Source organism: Umezawaea sp. (assembly GCF_036375055.1).
Lineage (GTDB): Bacteria > Actinomycetota > Actinomycetes > Mycobacteriales > Pseudonocardiaceae > Umezawaea.
In genome coordinates, this window is record NZ_DASUSQ010000028.1 from 49,927 (window position 1) to 67,732 (window position 17,806).

Consider the following 17,806-nt stretch of genomic DNA (forward strand, 5'->3'; position numbering starts at 1 on the left):
GGTGCCGCTCGGGGTCGGTGTCGTTCGGGTGCCGGTCCCAGCGTGGTGTGGACGGTGTCAGGGCGGTGCCTGCCGGTGTCGTGGAAACGAGAAGCCTGCCGTCCCCGGTGGTGGGAGGCAGGCTTCTCGTCGGGCTTCTCAGCGGCGTTTGACCATCTTGACCAGGCCCTTGAAGGTTTCTTCCAGGCCTGAGGAGAACGGGTTGTCGTGGACCAGGTAGGTCCAGGTCGTGTTCGGGCGCTTGACCCCCGCTGCGGCTAGTTCGGCTCCTTCTGGGCCGATCTTGGCTTCCGTGAACGTTTCCGCGGCCGCTTCCCAGGAGTCCGGGACGATGCGGTTGAACGTCGGGATGGCCTCGCGGTGGAACTCGTCCAGCGGGTTCTGGCGGGCCAGTGCTCGGAGGTGGATGCCTTCGCGCAGGTCGGTCAGGAACGTCAGGTGCTCGCTCCAGCGCTGGTCCAGGTGGTACAGCGTGATGAGCCTCGCCGCCGAGACGAGGACGTCCTCCTCGACGGTGTCCTTCAGCTCCGCCGCGCGCTCCGGTGCGCGCTTCGCGAGTTCCTCCCAGGCCGCGTCGGTCGTGAGGACCTTGTTCCGGTGGGCCATCAGGAGTTCGCGCTGGTGCTCCACGAGCTTGTTGTAGCGCCAGGTGTTGCGGTGGATCTCCAGGTGCACGCCCTCGGCCACGCGCTGGGCGTGCTCGACCGTGTGCAGCGTCCCCGAGTCGGTGATCCGGCCGTCGTCGTCGACCTCGGACGGTTCGTCGTGGTCCGGGGTGAACTGGGTGATCAGCTCGTCCTGCAACGAGCTGAAGAAGACCGAGCCGCCGGGGTCGCCCTGGCGGCCCGCGCGACCGCGCAGCTGGTCGTCCAGCCTGCTGGAGGTGTGGCGGCCGGAACCCACCACGTACAGCCCGCCGAGGCCCACGATGCGCTCGTGGTCCTCGCCGTCGTGGCCGCCCAACCGGATGTCCGTGCCCCGGCCGGCCATCTGGGTGGACACCGTGATGCGGTCGAACGAGCCCGCGTCCGCGATGATCGTCGCCTCCTCGGCGTCGTTCTTCGCGTTCAGCACCACCGGCTCCAGGCCCGCCGCGCGCAGCTTGGTCGACAGGCGCTCGGACTCGGCCACGTCGAGCGTGCCGACCAGGATCGGGCGGCCGGTCTCGTGGACCGACGCGATCTCCTTGACCAGCGCCGCTTCCTTCAGCTCCAGCGTCGTGTAGAGGCGGGGGGCCTCGTCCTCGCGGACGCACTCCTGGTTCGACGGGATGACCAGGACCTCGAGGTCGTAGAACGTGCGGAGCTGCTCGGCGACGGCCACGGCCGTGCCGGTCATGCCGCACACCGTCGGGTAGCGGTTCAGCAGCGCCTGGACGGTGATCGAGTCCAGCACCTCGCCCGAGTCGGTCGCCGCGACGGACTCCTTGGCCTCGACGGCGGCCTGGAGGCCGTCCGGCCAGCGCTGGAGCCGCGCGATGCGACCGCGGGTGTCGTTGATCAGGTGGACCTTGCCGTCGCGCACGATGTAGTCGATGTCGCGGTGCAGCAGGACGTGCGCGTGCAGGGCCACGTTGACCTTGCTCAGCGTCGTCTGGACGTGCTCGTCGGAGTACAGGTCGATGCCGCCGAGCGTCCGCTCGACCGCCTCGGAGCCCGCACCGGTCAGGTAGACGTTGCGCTCCTCGTCGTCGACCTCGAAGTGCAGGTCCTTGCGGAGCCTGCGGACCAGGTCGGCGATGACGGGGTCGGCGGCCTCGTTCGCGGTCGACCCGGCCAGCACCAGCGGCACGCGGGCCTCGTCCACGAGCACGGAGTCGGCCTCGTCGACCAGCACGACCCTCGGCTGCGGCACGATCCGGTCGGCCTCGTCGACGGCGAGCCGGTCGCGCAGCACGTCGAAGCCGATCTCGCTGACCGCGGCGTAGGTGACCTCGGCCTCGTACGCGGCCCGGCGCTCCTCCGGCTTCGAGCTCTGGCTCAGCCAGCCGACGGACACGCCGAGCAGCCGGTAGAGCGGACCCATCCACTCGGCGTCGCGCTGGGCGAGGTAGTCGTTGACCGACGCCACGTGCACCTGGTCGCCGCGAAGGGCGAACCCGGCCGCCGCGATGGCGCCCGACAGCGTCTTGCCCTCACCGGTGGCCATCTCGACGACGTGACCCTCCAGGAGCCCGAGGGCGCCGAGGATCTGCACGTCGAACGGGCGCAGGCCGAGTGCGCGGTCGGCGGCCTCCCTGGCCAGCGCGCACACCTCCACCAGTTCGTCCTTGCCGAACTCCTCGCGTTCGCGCAGCTCCTGGGCCGCTGCGGTGAGCTCCTCGTCGGAGAGCGCGCCGACGCGCTCCTCGTGGGTGTTCACGGCGGTCAGCAGGGTCCGGTAGGGCGTGAGGTCGGCCGAGCCGGGGCGTTGTGCGAACCGACGCATCCGCTGCTTCAGCCGTGCCATGAGTGTGGTCACGGTGCCGAAACGTACGGCACGGCGGTTGCGTTCCCGGTGTGGTGGGTGCGTCCTCCACGGTTGACGCAGGTCGCTGGGCTGTTCGGCGCAGCCGTCACCCGTTCGGGCCGCGGCCGACGGGAACTGCCCGACCCCGGCCGCGGCGTCGGGAGGTCCTCACCACCGGGGGACGCCCGGTTCCGGCCGCTACCAGGTGTCGACGTACGGGCGCTTCTTGCCCGCCGCGCGCCGTCCGTCCCAGCCCGCGAAGCCCGTGGCGATCCAGCGGCGGGTGTCCGCCGGGTCGATGACGTCGTCGACCTCGAACGCGGCGGCCAGGTTGAGGGCCTTGCCGTGCTCGTAGGAGGCGGCGACCATCCCGTCGAACGCGGCCTGCCGCTCCACCGGGTCGGCGATGGCCTCCAGTTCCCGGCGGAAGCCCAGCCGCACGGCGCCCTCCAGGCCCATCGGGCCGAACTCGCCGCTCGGCCACGACACGGTGAACCCCGGCACCGCGAGGCTGCCGCCCGCCATGGCCTGCGCGCCCAGCCCGTAGGCCTTGCGCAGCACCACCAGCCCGAAGGGCACGTCGAGGTTCGCCGCCACGACCAGCATCCGGCTCAGGTGCCGCACGGTCGCCGTGCGCTCCGCGTCCGGGCCGACCATGAAGCCCGGCGTGTCGCACAGCGACAGGACCGGCAGGTCGAACGCGTCGCACAGCTGGAGGAACCGGGCCGCCTTGTCGGCCGTGTCGGAGTCGATCGCGCCGCCGAGGTGGGCGGGGTCGTTGGCGATCAGCCCGATCGGCCTGCCCTCGACCCGGACCAGCGCGGTGACGATCCCCCGGCCGAACGCCCGGCGCAGCTCCAGCACCGAGCCGGTGTCGGCGAGGGTGTCGACGACCGCGCGCACGTCGTAGGCGCGCAGCCGGTTCTCCGGGACGGCGTGCCGCAGCGCGCGCTGGTCCGGGGCCGTCCAGTCCGCCACCGGCCCGGTGAAGTACGAGAGGTACCTCTTCGCCACCGCCACGGCTTCCGCCTCGTCGGCCACGGCGACGTCGACGACCCCGTTGGGGACCTGGACGTCCACCGGGCCGATCTCCTCGGGGCGGAACACGCCGAGGCCGCCGCCCTCGACCATGGCCGGACCACCCATGCCGATGGTCGCGTCGGCGGTCGCGATGATCACGTCGCACGTGCCCAGCAGCACGGCGTTGCCCGCGAAGCAGCGGCCCGAGACGACGCCCACCAGCGGCACGGCGCCGCTGAGCTTCGCCATCGCGTGGAACGAGCCGGTGTCCAGACCGCTGACCAGACCGTGGTCGGTGTCGCCCGGCCGTCCGCCGCCGCCCTCGGCGAACAGGACGACGGGCAGGCGGCGCTGGTCGGCGAGCGCCAGCATCCGGTCGAGCTTGGCGTGGTTGCGGACGCCCTGCGTGCCCGCCATGACCGTGTAGTCGTAGGCCAGGACGACGGACCGGCTGCCGCCGACGGTGCCGATCCCGGCCACCAGGCCGTCCGCCGGGGTGCGGTCGACCAGGTCGTCCAGCGACCGGCGCTGCCGCTGCGCGGCGATGGCCAGGCCGCCGTACTCCACGAAGCTGCCGTCGTCGCAGAGGTCCGCGACGTTCTCCCTGGCCGTGCGGTGGCCGCTCCGGTGCCGTCGCGCTTCGGCGTCGGGACGGCGGAAGTCGTGTCGTGCCAGTACTTCCGCGAGGTCCGGGCGGATGGCGCCCAGGTCGACCGCCGCGGCTTCCTCGGCCTCGGCGAGGTCGCCGGACTCGGCCACCGGCGCGCCCTCGGCGACCGCGTCGCCGACCGCCACCAGCACGCGGCCGGAACCGGTGGGGATGACGTGCTGCATCTTCATCGCCTCCACGACGACGGTGCCGGGCTCGACCGCGACCACCGTGCCCGCCACGGGGGAGCGGGGGCCGTCCTGGGCCGCGGGCGCGGGGAGGTCGTCGAGGAAACCGGTGTGCGCGTCGGACAGGTCGCGCTCCAGCAGGTCGCGCAGGAACGCGAGGTTCGTCGGCACACCGTCCACCCGGAACTCGGCCAGCGCGCGGCGGGCCTTGCGCAGCGCGGTGTCCAGGTCGTCGGCGTGCACGACCAGCTTGGCGAGCAGGGCGTCGAACCGGTCGCTCGCCCGGTGGCCGGGGTGGGCGTGGGTGTCCACGCGGACGCCGGGCCCGGTCGCGGGCTGGAACGCGGTGACCGTGCCCGCGGAGGCCAGCGTGATCCGGAGCTGGACGGCGCAGCCGCGTTCCCGGTGCGCGAGGTCCGGCTCGTCGCCCGCGGCGATCAGGAGCTGGGCGCGCACGAGGTCGACGCCGGTGACCTCCTCGGTCACGGTGTGCTCGACCTGGAGCCGCGGATTCGCCTCCAGGAACACGAAACCGCCGTCGGGCGCCACCAGGAACTCGACCGTGCCGACCCCCCGGTGCGCCACGGCCTCCGCGATCCGGGTCGCGGCGTCGTGCAGCGCCTTGCGCAGGGCCGGGTCCAGGCGCGGTGCGGGCGCGATCTCGACGACCTTCTGGTGGTCCCGCTGGAGGCTGCAGTCGCGGTCGCCGAGCACGGTCGTGCCGACGAGCTGCACCTCGACGTGCCGGGCCCGCGGCAGGAGGCGTTCGAGGTAGACGGCTCCGTCGCCGAACGCGGCCAGCGCCTCGGCGCGGCAGCGGTCGAGCGCGGCGGGCAGGTCCGCGAGGTCGTGGACCTGCCGCATCCCCTTCCCGCCGCCGCCCGCGACGGCCTTGACCATCACCGGGCCGTGCTCGGCGAAGAACTCGCGCGCGGCCTCGACGTCGACCGGACCCGTGCCCGCGAGCACCGGGACGCCGAGGTCGACGGCCAGCGCGCGGGCCCGGCTCTTGTCGCCCAGCAGCGCGAGGACGTCCGGGCTCGGCCCGACGAACACCAGGCCGGCGTCGGCGCACGCCCGCGCGAACCCGGCGTTCTCCGACAGGAAGCCGTAGCCGGGGTGGACGGTGTCGCAGCCGTGCTCCAGCGCCGCGCGCACGAGCCGGTCGACGTCGAGGTAGGGCGCCGGTCCGACGCCGTCCAGCGCGACCGCCGTGTCGGCGAGCCGGACGTGCAGCGCGTCCGCGTCGTCGGCGGAGTGCACCGCCACGGTGCGACGCCCCAGGTCAGCGGCGGTGCGGAGGACGCGGACCGCGATCTCACCCCGGTTGGCGACGAGCAGTCCTGACACGGGGGACCTCCTGAGCGACCGCTTAGTATGTTGTCGGGCTCTCATCGTGGCAGCGCGACACGTCCCCGTCCAGGTGGAACCGGACGCCCTCGCCGGGCGTCCATGGGACACACTTCACCGCAACTGTGAAGCCGCCAGCCGCCCCAGGAGGTCCCCCGTGGTGTTCAAGAGGATGTTGCGCGCGTTCGGAGTGGGCGGTCCCACGGTCGACACCGTGCTCACCAACCCCAACACGCGTCCCGGCGAACTGCTGACGGGGGAGGTGCGCATCGCCGGGGGCGACCACCCCGCCGACATCGACCACGTGGCGCTCTCCCTGGTCACCAGGGTCGAGTTCGAGGGCAGCGACAGCGAGACGGTCCGCAACGTCGACTACGGCAAGGTGTTCGTCGCCCAGCGCATCACCGTCGCACCCGGCCAGAACATGGTCATCCCGTTCCAGTACCAGGTGCCGCTGGAGTCGCCGATCAACGTCGTGGGCGGCCAGCAGCTCCACGGCATGACCCTCGGCCTGCGCACGGAACTCGCCGTCCGCGGCGCCGTCGACCCCGGCGACCTCGACCCGGTCGCGGTCCACCCGCTCCAGTCGCAGGAGCGCGTGCTCAACGCCTTCGTGCAGCTCGGCTTCCGCTTCACCCGCGCGGACAACGAGGCGGGGCGCCTGCACGGCGTGCCGCAGCAGCTCCAGTTCTACCAGGAGATCGAGTTCGTGCCGCCGCAGCAGTTCCTGGCCAAGATCAGCCAGGTCGAGCTGACGTTCGTGGCCGACCCCCACAGCCTGTGGGTGATCCTCGAAGCCGACCGCCGCGGTGGCGTGTTCCGCTCGGGCGGCGACAGCTTCGGCCACTTCCACCTCAGCCACCAGGAGGCCGTGGGCGCCGACTGGGCGGGCATCATCCACAACTGGATGGACCAGATCGCCGGTCGCCGTGGTTCGTTCGGGGGCTTCGGTCACTGAGGTGGGCGAACGAACCTGATGTTCACCCTGCGAGACCCGCGTTCGGTGGGATGCTGATCGCGAAGACCCCGGACTCGGGCCGGGTGCTTCATCGAGGGTTGTCCAACCCGCAGGAGGCATCGTGAGCATCGGCAGTTTCATCGGCGCTCTGGTCATCGGATTGATCATCGGCCTGCTCGGCAAGCTGGTGGCGCCGGGCAAGCAGGGCATCCCGCTCTGGCTGACCCTCGTGGTCGGCGTGGTGGCGGCGTTCCTCGGCACGTTCGTGGCGCGGATCTTCGGTGTGGTGGACACGCCGGGGATCGACTGGATCGAGTTGATCGTGCAGATCGCCATCGCGGCGGTCGGGGTTACGCTGGCCGCCGGTCTGTACGGGAAGCGCAGCGTCCACTAGTCGTGGTGTGGCGGAACGCCTGCCGGTCCTCTGTGGGGCGGTGGGCGTTTCTGCTGTTCGGGGGGCCTGTGGATCGGGGAGGTTGCCGGCCCCTGGGGATTGCGTGGCTGTCGGTCGCGTCGGATCGGGTGGCTGTCGGTTCCGGCCGGGGTGGCCGATGTGACTCGGGGACCCCTCGATTTGCCCCTTTGATCGGGCCAAGGGGCAGGTGGTGTCAACCTGCCCGATCTGCCATTGCAAGGGGCAAATTCCCCGGGTAAAATCGGCCACTGGTCCAGGGAAGGCGGTGGCTTGCGTTTGTTGTTGTGTTGCTATGGTTTTGTCAGCATTCTTAGTACTAGGTCTGCGTAGAGGTTGCCGATTTCTTCTGGGGTTCTCTTGCCGTCTGGGCGGTACCACCTGGCCACGTCTATGCAGAGTGAGAGTACGGCCAGGGCTGCGCCCTTGTGGTCCGGGGCTTCGAAGACTTCTGTTCTTACGCCTTCTTCTACTATGTGGCGCATGTGGGTTTCTATTTTGCGCCTGAGTTCCACTACTACCGCGTGGTGTTCTGGTGAGAGTGATCCCAGTTCGTACTGGACCACTCTTGCCGTGGTGCGGAATTCCGCGTGCCAGCGGGCGAAGGCCGCCACTGTTCTTGCCATGCGGTCTTTGGGATTTGGGTCTTGTACCGCTGTCAGGACTTTGAGCGATCGTTCGTGGCCGACCTTGCTGATCTGGAACAGCAGGTCTTCCTTCGAGCGGTAGTGGATGTAGACCGCTGCCGGGCTCATGCCCGCTCTGGCGGCGATGTCCCTGGTGGTGGTGGCGTGGTAGCCCTTGTCCGCGAAGGCCTGGGCGGCGGCGATGAGCATGCGTCTTGCTGCGTCCGGGGTGATGGCGTCGTGCCAGGACTGGTCGAGCAGGGCGAACTCGCCTTCACCCAGGCTGGTCATGTGTCCTCCGGACGTGTTGACAGGGGTGTGGATCGTACTGCAATCTAAGCGCGCGCTTAGAACCTAAGCAACCGCTTAGTATGCCCGTTTGAGGAGGCTTCCAGTGCAGCGGACGCTGTTCGACGCTGACCACCACGCGTTCCGGGAATCGGCACGGGAGTTCGTCGACCGCACGTTGCGGCCGAACTACGAGAAGTACGTGGAGCAGCGGTTCATCGACCGCGAGGCGTGGCTGGAAGCCGGGCGCCAGGGGCTGCTCGGGCTTGAGGTGCCGGAGGAGTACGGCGGCAGCGCGGCCGGTGACTACCGGTTCAACGCGGTGTTCGGCGAGGAGCTGTGCAAGCTCAGCGCGGGTGTCGCGTCGTGCATCGGGATCCACGGCGACGTGGTCGCGCCCTACCTGGTCGACCTCTGCACGGAGGAGCAGAAGCAGCGGTGGTTGCCGCGGTTCTGCTCCGGTGAGATGACCACGGGCATCGGCATGACCGAGCCGTCGGGCGGGTCCGACCTGGCCGCGTTGCGCAGCGTCGCCGTGCGCGACGGGTCGGACTGGATCCTCAACGGGTCCAAGACGTTCATCACCAACGGGTACTCGGCCGACATGATCATCGTGGCCGCGCGCACCTCGCCCGACAAGGGGGCGAAGGGCATCACGCTGTTCGCCGTCGAGACCGGGATGAAGGGGTTCGAGCGCGGGCGGAAGCTGGACAAGGTCGGGCAGCCCGAGTCGGACACGGCGGAGCTGTTCTTCAGCGACGTGCGGCTGTCCGCCGAGCAGGTCATCGGCGAGGTCGACCGCGGGTTCATCTACATGATGGAGCGCCTGCCGCAGGAGCGGATCGGTGGCGCCATCTCGAACCTCGCGCACGCCGCGCAGATCCTGATCGAGACGGTCGAGTACGTGAAGGAGCGCAAGGCGTTCGGGCAGTCGATCGGCTCGTTCCAGCACAACAAGTTCCTGCTCGCCGAGCTGGCCACGAAGGTCGACGTCACGCAGGCGTTCCTGGACCAGTGCACGCTGGCGCACACCCGCGGCGAGCTGACGGCCGTGGACGCGGCGAAGGCGAAGTACTGGAGCGCGGACGTGCAGAACGAGGTGCTCGACGCGTGCGTGCAGCTGCACGGCGGCTACGGGTACATGACCGAGTACCGCGTCGCCCGCGCGTGGATGGACGCTCGGGTCACGAAGATCTGGGCCGGGTCGAACGAGATCATGAAGGAACTCATCGGCCGCGACCTGGGCCTGTGACCACCTACCCGGAAAGGCTCTGCTGACATGGGAATCCTCGACAAGTTCCGGCTCGACGGCCAGGTCGCCATCGTCACGGGCGCCTCCTCCGGGCTCGGCGTGGCGTTCGCCAAGGCGCTCGCGGAAGCGGGCGCGGACGTGGTGCTCGCGGCTCGGCGCGCGGAGAAGCTGAAGGACACCGCGCGGCTGGTCGAGTCCGCGGGTCGCCGGGCGCTCATCGTGCAGGCCGACGTGTCGCTGCCCGAGGACTGCCGTCGGATCGCGCAGGAGGCGGCGGGGTTCGGGCCGGTGTCGGTGCTGGTGAACAACGCGGGTGTGGGCACGGCCGTGCCCGCGTCGCGGGAGACGCCGGAGCAGTTCCGCGGGGTCATCGACGTGAACCTCAACGGGGCGTTCTGGATGGCGCAGGCCGCCGCCGCGGCGATGAAGCAGGGCGGTTCGATCATCAACATCTCCAGCGTGCTGGGGTTGATGTCCGGTGGGCTGCCGCAGGCGGCGTACTCGGCGTCCAAGGCCGGGCTCATGGGGTTGACCAGGGACCTGGCGGCGCAGTGGAGTTCCCGCAAGGGGATCCGGGTCAACGCCATCGCGCCCGGCTACTTCGCCAGCGAGATGACCGACACCTACCCGGACGGGTACTTGGAGGGGAACCTGGCGCGGACGCCGATGTCGCGGATGGGTGACCCCGAGGAGTTGGCGGCGGCGGTGGTCTTCCTGGCTTCCGCGGCCGGTGGGTACGTCACCGGCACCACCCTGGTGGTCGACGGCGGGATCTCGATCGGCGGCTGATCCCCTTCCCCCGGACCCCGCGCACGGTCGTCCGCCGTGCGCGGGGTTCGTCGTTCCGGTCCGATGAGGACCCGTGCCACGATGGGCCGGTGAAACTGGACCGGGTGCTGGTCGTCGACGTCGAGGCCACCTGCTGGGACGGCGACCCGCCCGCCGGCGAGACGTCGGAGATCATCGAGATCGGCGTGTGCGAGCTGGACGTCGAGTCCGGTGAGCGGCTGGGCAAGCACAGCATCCTGGTGCGGCCCGAACGGTCGACGGTCAGCGCGTTCTGCACGTCGCTGACGACCCTCACCACCGAGCAGGTGTCGACGGGGGTCACCTACGCCGAGGCGTGCGCGGTGCTGCGCGGGCAGTTCCGGTCCCGCGACAGGGTGTGGGCCAGTTACGGCGACTACGACCGGAAGCAGTTCGAGCGGCAGGGGAACTACCCGTTCGGGCCCCGGCACGTGAACGTGAAGACGCTGTTCGCGTTGAGCCGGGTGCTGCCGCGGGAGGTCGGTCTCGCCGAGGCGTTGGCGGTGGCGGGTCTTCCGCTGGAGGGCACCCACCACCGGGGTGATGACGACGCCTGGAACATCGCCGCCCTGTTCGGGGGAATTCTGCGGGCCACCAGGAGGTAGGTAGGCTTCGGCGGTGACCGTCCCCGAGCGTCTGATCAGCGCCGCGACCGAACTGTTCGCCGCCAAGGGTTTCGACCGGGTGGCCGTACAGGAGGTCGTGGACCGTGCCGGGGTCACCAAAGGGGCGATGTACCACTACTTCGGGTCCAAGGACGACCTGCTGCACGAGATCTACGGCAGCGTGCTGCGGATGCAGACGGAGCGGTTGGAGAAGATCGCGGCGGGCGACGGGTCCGTGGTGGAGCGGCTGCACGCCGCGGCCGCCGACGTGATCGTGACCAGCATCGACAACTTCGACCAGGCGAAGGTGTACTTCCGGTCCGCCGACCACCTGGCCGAGGACAAGCGGTTGGCGATGCGGCTGGACCGGCGGCGGTACCACGAGCGGTTCCGGGCGCTGGTGGAGGAGGGGCAGGCCGCCGGGGTGTTCCGCGCCGACGTCCCCGCGGACGTGACGGTGCACTACTACTTCGGCGCCGTGCACCACCTGGCCACCTGGTACAGCCCGGAGGGAGCGCTGTCGGCGCAGGACGTCGGGCGGCACTACGCGGACCTGCTGGTCGGTTCGCTGCGCCCCTAGTCGGGCGGGAGTTCGTCGGGGTCGCCGAGCAGCGCCAGCACGCCGTCGTGCGTCCGCTTGGTCGCCAGGGCCGCGTCGCGGAACGCGGACGGTTCGTCCCGCGCCAACCTGAGGTAGATCGCGTGCGCCTGCTCCATCGCGTCCGAGGCGGACTCCAGTTCCAGCGAGGCCTTCAGCCGCACCCAGGCGTAGGCCCGCAACGCGCAGGCGGTCATGGCCGTCGCCGATTCGGGGTCGATGCCGGACGGCCAGCCCAGGAGCCGGACGGCGTACTCGGTGGCCTTCAGCGCGTGGTCCCGGTGGCCGGACTCCGCGAGCCGCAGACCGTGGTTGGCCAGGCACGAGATGAGGTCCGGGCGGTAGAGGACCGGGTCGACGGCCACGAGGCGGCGGCAGGTGGACACCGCCTGCTCCGAGGTCTTCAGCGCCTCGCTGCCCTTGCCGACGTCGACCAGCCGCGAGCTGAGGCTGCTGAGCGTCCTGGCGAGCTGGCACTCCACCCGCGCGAGTTCGCGCTGGCCCAGGGCGAGGTGGCCCGCCACCGCCGGACTGGCGCTCGCGACGACCGCGGTCAACCTGGCCGCTCGGGCCAGCCTGGTCTCCAGGTTCCTCGTCGACTGCACGTTGCCGGGGTCCATCGACCTGACGATGGCGTTCACGGACTCCTGGAGGCTGTTCACGGCCGGGGAAGGCTCCTCGTCCAACGGCGCGGGCCCCGGTAATCGGACCCCGAGGCGCCGCATCGCCTTCGCCAGCAGTTCCTCGTAGCGGGACAGGGCGGTCCCGGCGACGTCCGCCCGGATCTCCACCGCTCTCCGGGAGGCCGCCGCGGCGTCGGCGAGCTTGCCCGCGCGGGCCAGGTGGGCGCCCTGGTTGTGCAGGCAGACCGCCAGTTCCGGCGCGTAGATCTCCGGTGCGGCGAAGTGCAGCCGCTCGTAGTGGTCGACGGCGTTCTGGACGTGCGCCAGCGCGAGGTCCCCGAACCCCAGCTCGGCGCACGTCGTCGCGAGGTTGTGCAGGGAAGCGGCCAGCCCCGCCTCGAACACGACCCGGCGGCTGACGGCCAACCGCGTGCGGATCAGCACCGCCTCCTCCGTCGCGTCGAAGGCCGCGGTGAGGTGGCCGAGTTCCGCCCGGTGCGTGCCGAGGTTGTGCAGTGCGCTCGCGAGGTCGGGGGAGAACACGTGGGGGTCGCGGGCGGCGAGGTTCCGGTACAGCCGGACCGCCTCCTCCGCGACGCCGAGCGCCTTCGCGGTCCGCTGCACGCCCGCCAGGTGCATGCCGAGGTTGTTCAGCGTCGCCGCGAGGGTGGGTTCGTGCGCGGTCGGGTCGTTGGCCGCGAGCCGCCGGTGGATGTCCACGGCCTCCTCGACCGTGGCCAGCGCCAGCTCCCGCAGGTTGACCTCGGCCAGGTCCGCGGCCAGGTTGTTGAGCGACGACGCGAGATCGGCCTCGTGCGGGCACCGGTCGACCTCGACGAGCCGCCTGCGGATCGCCACGGCCTCCTGCGACGCCTCCAGCGCCTCCTCCTTGCGGCCGATCCCCGCGAGGTGGGTGCCGAGGTGGTGCAGGGAGAGGGCGAGCCCCGGCTCGTGGGCACTGGGGTGGTCGGCCGCGAGGCCGCGGTAGATCCGCACCGCGGGCTCCGTCGTGCGCAGCGCCTGGTCGAACGCGCCCGCGTTGCCGAGCCTCCAGCCGAGGCCCGTCAGGAGCCGGGCGCGCACCTCGGGTGAGCTGGTGCGCGCGAGCCGGTGGTCGGTCAGCCTCCGCACGAGGGCCGCCGCGGCCGGGTCGAGGTCGGCGTGGTGGTCGGGCAGGAAGGGTTCGATGGCGGCGAGCACCGGGATGTCGGCGGCGTTCGCGACCGCCATCAGCGCGGCGCCCCCCGCCGTGACCGCTCGGCCGGGATCCACGAGCAGCAGGTCCCGCAGGTGCGCGCCCACGTGCGGCCACCGCTTGCCGGACTCGGTCAGCACCGTGATCATCTGGCCGTGCGGTACGCCCTCGTCGATCAACCGCGAGGCGACGTCCACCGTCCACGGGTCGAGCATCCGCGTGGCGTCGTCCCTGCCCGTCGTCCCGGTGGGCAGGCAGTAGGCCAGGAAGTCCTCGCCCAGCCTGTCCGGGTAAACGGGTTCGAGCACCGTCCGGTCGTCGGCGGGCGGGTAGCACGCGCTGTGGTCCGCCAGGATCCGCCCGGCCTCGCAGTCCGACGCCGCGACCCCGAGGCCCCGCAGCACCGTGACGCCCTCGCGGTGGGACACGGGACCGGCCAGGGTGGCGATGAACGCCGCGCGCGCGAGTTCCTCGTGCCGGGACGTGATCGCCCTGGTCTCGCGCATCGCCGCCCAGTGGTCGACCTCCCGGTGCAGGAGGTACTCCGACAGCGCTCCGGGTTCGGTCGGGGGCGACGTCCGCCGGGCGGACGCGTCCACGGCGACGAGCGCGGCCATGTGGATGGTGAGCACCGACCCGTAGGCGCTGTGGTCGAGCGAACCGAGTGGGCGCACGCCGGCGGCGTCCACGCCGAACACCTCGGCGAACCGGTTGCGCGCCGCGGTGAAGACCTCGCGCCTCGACGCGAGGTCCCTCGCGAGTTCCGGGAGCCGTCGGGCGTCGGCGCTGATGCCCAGCTTGCGCAGCGGGTACTGGAGGAGGTCCCAGCACCGGCGGGGCGACCTGGCCAGCAGCAGGATCCGCCTCGCCCCGTTGTGCCGCAGCCTGACGTCCTCGATGAGCGCCAGCAGGTCGCTCCGCGGCCACCGGTCCGCGTAGTCCACGACGACCAGCAGCCCCTCCGCTCCGGCCGGGCCGAGCCCGTCGCAGGCCGCGAACCCCGGATCGCTGCCGTGCTGGGCGAAGACGACCGTCCACCCCGCGGCCACCGACCGGGCCGCGAACTTCACCGCGAGCCTGGTCTTGCCGAACCCGCCCGGCGCGTGCAGCAGCAGGGCGTCGATCCTGGGCGCGCTCCGCCGCCACCGGTCGAGTTCCCGCAGATCGGGTTCCCGGCCGATGAAGTCGACGACCTCGTTGCGCGCCAGCAGCAACTGGCTCGGTTGGCGCCGGGAGGGTTCCGGCAGCGCGGAGTGCTCGGGGCCGGGGAACGACCGCAGGGCGAACCCCCGCTTGGCCGCGTTCACGTGGACGTCGCCGTGGATGGCACCGGTCTGCACGACCGGGCCGATCATGTCGCCGTTGGCGCTGTTGTGGACGGTGCCACCGACAGCTTCTTGAGGGGCGTTGTTCCGCCACCACATGCCGCCACCTCCGAGGAAGTGGACAGGCTAGCCCGGGAACACCGCGGACGAGTTCTCCCGGACGGGCGTGTCGTTCATCCGGGGCCGAGGTGCCGCAATAGTGCGGTTCTGTTGCCGCGCAAGGGTTTCCCGATTTGTGCGGGCCGGATCGCGGGTGACGGGAGCGCGCTCGTCGAGCGGTTCGGCGCGCCCCCGTCACCGGGCGGGCACGCGTTCAGGCCACGAAGAGCACCACGGTTTCCGCCACGCAGCCCGGTTTCGGGTTGCCGTCGATCTCCACCGTCACCTTCACCACGGCCTGCTTGCCCGGCGGGAGGTCGACCACGTCCAGGATCTCCGCCCCCGCCCTCACCCGTGAGCCCACGACGACCGGACTGGGGAAGCGGACCTTGTTCAGGCCGTAGTTCACCCCCATCTTCAGGCCCTCGATGGTGTAGATGTCCTTCACCAGCATGGGGATCAGGGACAGGGTCAGGTAGCCGTGCGCGACCGGCGCGCCGAACGGGCCCGCCTTCGCCTTCTCGATGTCGATGTGGATCCACTGGTGGTCGCCGGTGGCGTCGGCGAACAGGTTGATCTCGTCCTGGGTGATCTCGTGCCACTCGCCGTGGCCGAGGTGCTCGCCCTTCGCCGCGGTGTACTCGTCCAGGGAAGCGAAAACGCGCATGGTCTGTCCCCTCAGTCCTTCGGTCCGCCTGCGACGTAGATGACCTGGCCCGACACGAAACCGGCGCCTTCGCTGGCCAGGAACGAGACCGTGTGCGCGATGTCGTCCGGGGTGCCCACGCGCGCGACCGGGATCTGGCTGGCGGCGGCCTTCTTGAAGTCCTCGAAGTCCACCTTCATCCGCGCGGCGGTGGCGGCGGTCATCTCCGTGGCGATGAAGCCGGGTGCGATGGCGTTGACGGTGACGCCGAACTTGCCGAGTTCGATGGCCAGGGTCTTGGTGAAGCCCTGGAGGCCCGCCTTGGCCGTGGCGTAGTTGGCCTGGCCCCGGTTGCCCAGCGCGGAGGTGCTGGAGAGGTTCACGATGCGGCCCCAGCCCTGCTCGGTCTGGAACCTCTGCACCGCGCGGCTCATCAGGAACGAGCCGCGCAGGTGGACGTTCATGACCGCGTCCCAGTCGTCGTCGGTCATCTTGAACAGCAGGTTGTCGCGGAGGATGCCCGCGTTGTTCACCAGGACGGTCGGCGCGCCGAGCTGGTCGGCGACCTTCTGCACGACCTCGGTCACCTGCGCGGAGTCGCTGACGTCCAGCGCCAGCGCGAGGGCGCGGCCACCGGAGGCGTTGATCTTCTCGGCGGCGTCGGCGCAGCTCTCCGCGTCGATGTCGAGCAGCGCCACGGCGAAGCCGTCCTGCGCCAGTCGCCACGCGGTCGCGGCGCCGATGCCCCGTGCCGCGCCGGTGACGATCGCTACCCTCGATGCGGTTTCTGCGGCCACTGGTTCCTCCTTGAACGAGAGCTAAGCAAGCGCTTAGAAACTACTCCGCGCGGGCTGGCTCGCGCCAGCTAAACGGCATAGCATGTTGCCGGAACCATACCGACTGGTCGGAATGTAGTCACGAGGGAGTTGTGCCGGTGGAGGACCGCAGGTTCGAGGGCAAGGTCGCGCTGATCACCGGTGCGGCGAACGGAATCGGCGCGGGCGTGTCCCGCCGCCTCGCCGGGTCGGGCGCGCACGTCGTCGTCGCCGACATCGACGGCGACCGGGGCAAGGTGATCGCCGACGAGGTCGACGGCCTGTACGTGCACTGCGACGTGCGCGACCCCGAGCACAGCAAGGCGGCCGTCGCGGCGGCCGTGGAGCGGTTCGGCTCGCTGGACCTCGTCGCCCTGAACGCGGGCATCTCCACCGGGTTCGGCCTCGGTGACGACTTCGACCCCGAGCGCTACCGCAGCGTCATGGGCATCAACCTCGACGGCGTGGTCTACGGCGTGCACGCCGCCCTGCCCGCGCTGCGCGCCAGCCACGGCCAGATCATCGCGACCGCGAGCATGGCCGGCATCACGCCGACACCCATGGACCCCGTCTACGGGGCCAACAAGACCGCCGTCGTCGGACTCGTGCGCTCGCTGGCGCCGTCCCTGGTCCGCGACCGGGTCCGGGTCAACGCCCTGTGCCCGTCGTTCGCCGACACCGCCATCATCGCGCCCTTCCGCGAAACGCTCGAGTCGACGAACATGCCGATCATGGAGGTCGCCGACGTCGTCACGGCGTTCATGGCGATCGCCGAGTCGAACGGCACCGGCGAGTGCTGGTTCGTCGTGCCCGGCCGCGAGTCGCAGCCGTTCACCTTCCGCAACGCCCCCGGTCCGCGGTCCGCGACCGGCGAGCGCATGTCCGTCGACCCCGGCGCCTTCGCGACCGGACAGGAGGCCTGACACCCGTGCGTGCCATCCAGATCACCGAGTTCGGCGGACCCGAGGTCCTCACCGAGACCGAGCTGCCCGACCCCGTCGCGGGCCCCGGCGAGGTGCTGATCGAGGTCAGCCGCGCGGGCCTCAACTACGCCGACACCCACCAGGCGGAGAACTCCTACCTGTCGAAGACCGAACTCCCGATCGTGCCCGGCGGCGAGATCACCGGTCTCACCTCCGACGGCCGCCGCGTCGTCGCGCTCACCAGCGGCGGTGGCGGCTACGCGCAGAAGGCCGTCGCGCCCGCCGCGACCACGTTCGACGTGCCCGAGGGCGTGGACGACCTGACCGCGCTGAGCCTCGTCGTCCAGGGCGCGACGGCGTGGCTGCTGCTGCGCCGCAGCGCTCACCTGCTGGAGGGCGAGAGCGTCGTCGTGCACGCCGCCGCGGGCGGGGTCGGCTCGATCGCCGTGCAGCTGGCGAAGCTGTGGGGCGCGGGCCGCGTCATCGCGACCGCCAGCACCGACGACAAGCGCAAGCTCGCGCTCGACCTCGGCGCCGACGTGGCGATCTCCTCGACCGAGGAGAACATGGCGGACGCCTTGAAGGAGGCCAACAACGGCCGCCGCGTCGACATCGTGCTCGACATGACCGGCGGTTCCGTGACGGACCAGAGCATCGCCGCGCTGGCCCCGTTCGGCAGGCTCGTGTTCTACGGCATGGCCAGCCGCGAGAAGCCGACCGCGGTCGACCCGGTCAAGCTGCTCGGCCGCTCCACGGCCGTCATCGGCATGTGGCTGCCGCACGCGTTCCGCCTGCCCGGCCGCGTCGTCCACCAGGCCATGGACGAGCTGTTCACCCTCGTGCGGGAGGGCAAGCTCCGCGCCGTCCCCGGCGGCGAGTACGGCATGTCCGAGGTCCGCCGCGCCCACGAGGACCTGCGTGCCCGCCGCACCAGCGGCAAACTCCTGCTGGACCCCAACCGCTGACGACGAAAGGCCCC

At 71.0% G+C, this 17,806-nt stretch carries 14 protein-coding genes; 8 read left to right on the forward strand and 6 right to left on the reverse strand.

Features of this window, described 5'->3' with window-relative positions:
* Positions 1–138 precede the first annotated feature (138 nt).
* The gene (gene secA2 / locus VFZ92_RS09560) at positions 139–2,460 is read right to left on the reverse strand and encodes an accessory Sec system translocase SecA2 (protein ID WP_330875471.1); all 2,322 of its coding nucleotides are present in this window, start codon (positions 2,458–2,460) and stop codon (positions 139–141) included.
* A 186-nt stretch (positions 2,461–2,646) separates the two neighbouring features.
* Positions 2,647–5,655, reverse strand: a complete 3,009-nt coding sequence (locus VFZ92_RS09565; RefSeq protein ID WP_330875472.1) for a carboxyl transferase domain-containing protein — start codon at positions 5,653–5,655, stop codon at positions 2,647–2,649.
* 157 nt (positions 5,656–5,812) lie between these two features.
* Here VFZ92_RS09565 and VFZ92_RS09570 point away from each other — a divergent pair, with 157 nt between their 5' ends.
* Both VFZ92_RS09570 and VFZ92_RS09575 read left to right on the forward strand, forming a co-directional pair.
* Complete coding sequence (locus VFZ92_RS09570; protein WP_330875473.1) at positions 5,813–6,613, forward strand: sporulation protein; 801 nt, start codon at positions 5,813–5,815, stop codon at positions 6,611–6,613.
* Positions 6,614–6,734: 121 nt separating this feature from the next.
* On the forward strand, positions 6,735–7,007 hold the full coding sequence (locus VFZ92_RS09575; RefSeq protein WP_330875474.1) for a GlsB/YeaQ/YmgE family stress response membrane protein: 273 nt from the start codon (positions 6,735–6,737) through the stop codon (positions 7,005–7,007).
* Between the two features lie 311 nt (positions 7,008–7,318).
* On the opposite strand, the gene VFZ92_RS09580 is transcribed toward VFZ92_RS09575, so the two are convergent.
* Positions 7,319–7,942 carry a TetR/AcrR family transcriptional regulator gene (locus tag VFZ92_RS09580; protein WP_330875475.1) on the reverse strand — a complete coding sequence of 208 codons (624 nt, stop codon included), beginning with the start codon at positions 7,940–7,942 and terminating at the stop codon, positions 7,319–7,321.
* A 103-nt stretch (positions 7,943–8,045) separates the two neighbouring features.
* On the opposite strand from VFZ92_RS09580, the gene VFZ92_RS09585 reads away from it, so the two are divergent.
* The 4 genes from VFZ92_RS09585 to VFZ92_RS09600 all read left to right on the forward strand — a co-directional run bounded on the left by VFZ92_RS09585 (position 8,046) and on the right by VFZ92_RS09600 (position 11,183).
* The gene (locus tag VFZ92_RS09585) at positions 8,046–9,191 is read left to right on the forward strand and encodes an acyl-CoA dehydrogenase family protein (RefSeq protein ID WP_330875496.1); all 1,146 of its coding nucleotides are present in this window, start codon (positions 8,046–8,048) and stop codon (positions 9,189–9,191) included.
* A gap of 27 nt (positions 9,192–9,218) precedes the next feature.
* Complete coding sequence (locus tag VFZ92_RS09590) at positions 9,219–9,980, forward strand: SDR family NAD(P)-dependent oxidoreductase (protein ID WP_330875476.1); 762 nt, start codon at positions 9,219–9,221, stop codon at positions 9,978–9,980.
* Positions 9,981–10,069: 89 nt separating this feature from the next.
* Positions 10,070–10,603 carry a 3'-5' exonuclease gene (locus VFZ92_RS09595; RefSeq protein ID WP_330875477.1) on the forward strand — a complete coding sequence of 178 codons (534 nt, stop codon included), beginning with the start codon at positions 10,070–10,072 and terminating at the stop codon, positions 10,601–10,603.
* A 13-nt stretch (positions 10,604–10,616) separates the two neighbouring features.
* Positions 10,617–11,183, forward strand: a complete 567-nt coding sequence (locus VFZ92_RS09600) for a TetR/AcrR family transcriptional regulator (RefSeq protein ID WP_330875478.1) — start codon at positions 10,617–10,619, stop codon at positions 11,181–11,183.
* On the opposite strand, the gene VFZ92_RS09605 is transcribed toward VFZ92_RS09600, so the two are convergent.
* The 3 genes from VFZ92_RS09605 to fabG form a co-directional block, all read right to left on the reverse strand.
* The gene (locus VFZ92_RS09605; RefSeq protein WP_330875479.1) at positions 11,180–14,443 is read right to left on the reverse strand and encodes a tetratricopeptide repeat protein; all 3,264 of its coding nucleotides are present in this window, start codon (positions 14,441–14,443) and stop codon (positions 11,180–11,182) included. The two genes, VFZ92_RS09600 and VFZ92_RS09605, sit on opposite strands and share 4 nt — an antisense overlap.
* A gap of 214 nt (positions 14,444–14,657) precedes the next feature.
* The gene (locus tag VFZ92_RS09610) at positions 14,658–15,110 is read right to left on the reverse strand and encodes a MaoC family dehydratase (RefSeq protein ID WP_330875480.1); all 453 of its coding nucleotides are present in this window, start codon (positions 15,108–15,110) and stop codon (positions 14,658–14,660) included.
* 11 nt (positions 15,111–15,121) lie between these two features.
* A complete protein-coding gene (gene fabG / locus VFZ92_RS09615) occupies positions 15,122–15,886 on the reverse strand; it encodes a 3-oxoacyl-ACP reductase FabG (RefSeq protein ID WP_330875481.1) in 765 nt (254 codons plus the stop codon).
* A gap of 137 nt (positions 15,887–16,023) precedes the next feature.
* Here fabG and VFZ92_RS09620 point away from each other — a divergent pair, with 137 nt between their 5' ends.
* Both VFZ92_RS09620 and VFZ92_RS09625 read left to right on the forward strand, forming a co-directional pair.
* Positions 16,024–16,827, forward strand: coding sequence for an SDR family NAD(P)-dependent oxidoreductase (locus VFZ92_RS09620; RefSeq protein WP_330875482.1), 804 nt, complete (start codon positions 16,024–16,026; stop codon positions 16,825–16,827).
* Between the two features lie 5 nt (positions 16,828–16,832).
* Positions 16,833–17,792, forward strand: a complete 960-nt coding sequence (locus VFZ92_RS09625) for an NADPH:quinone oxidoreductase family protein (protein ID WP_330875483.1) — start codon at positions 16,833–16,835, stop codon at positions 17,790–17,792.
* Positions 17,793–17,806 lie beyond the last annotated feature (14 nt).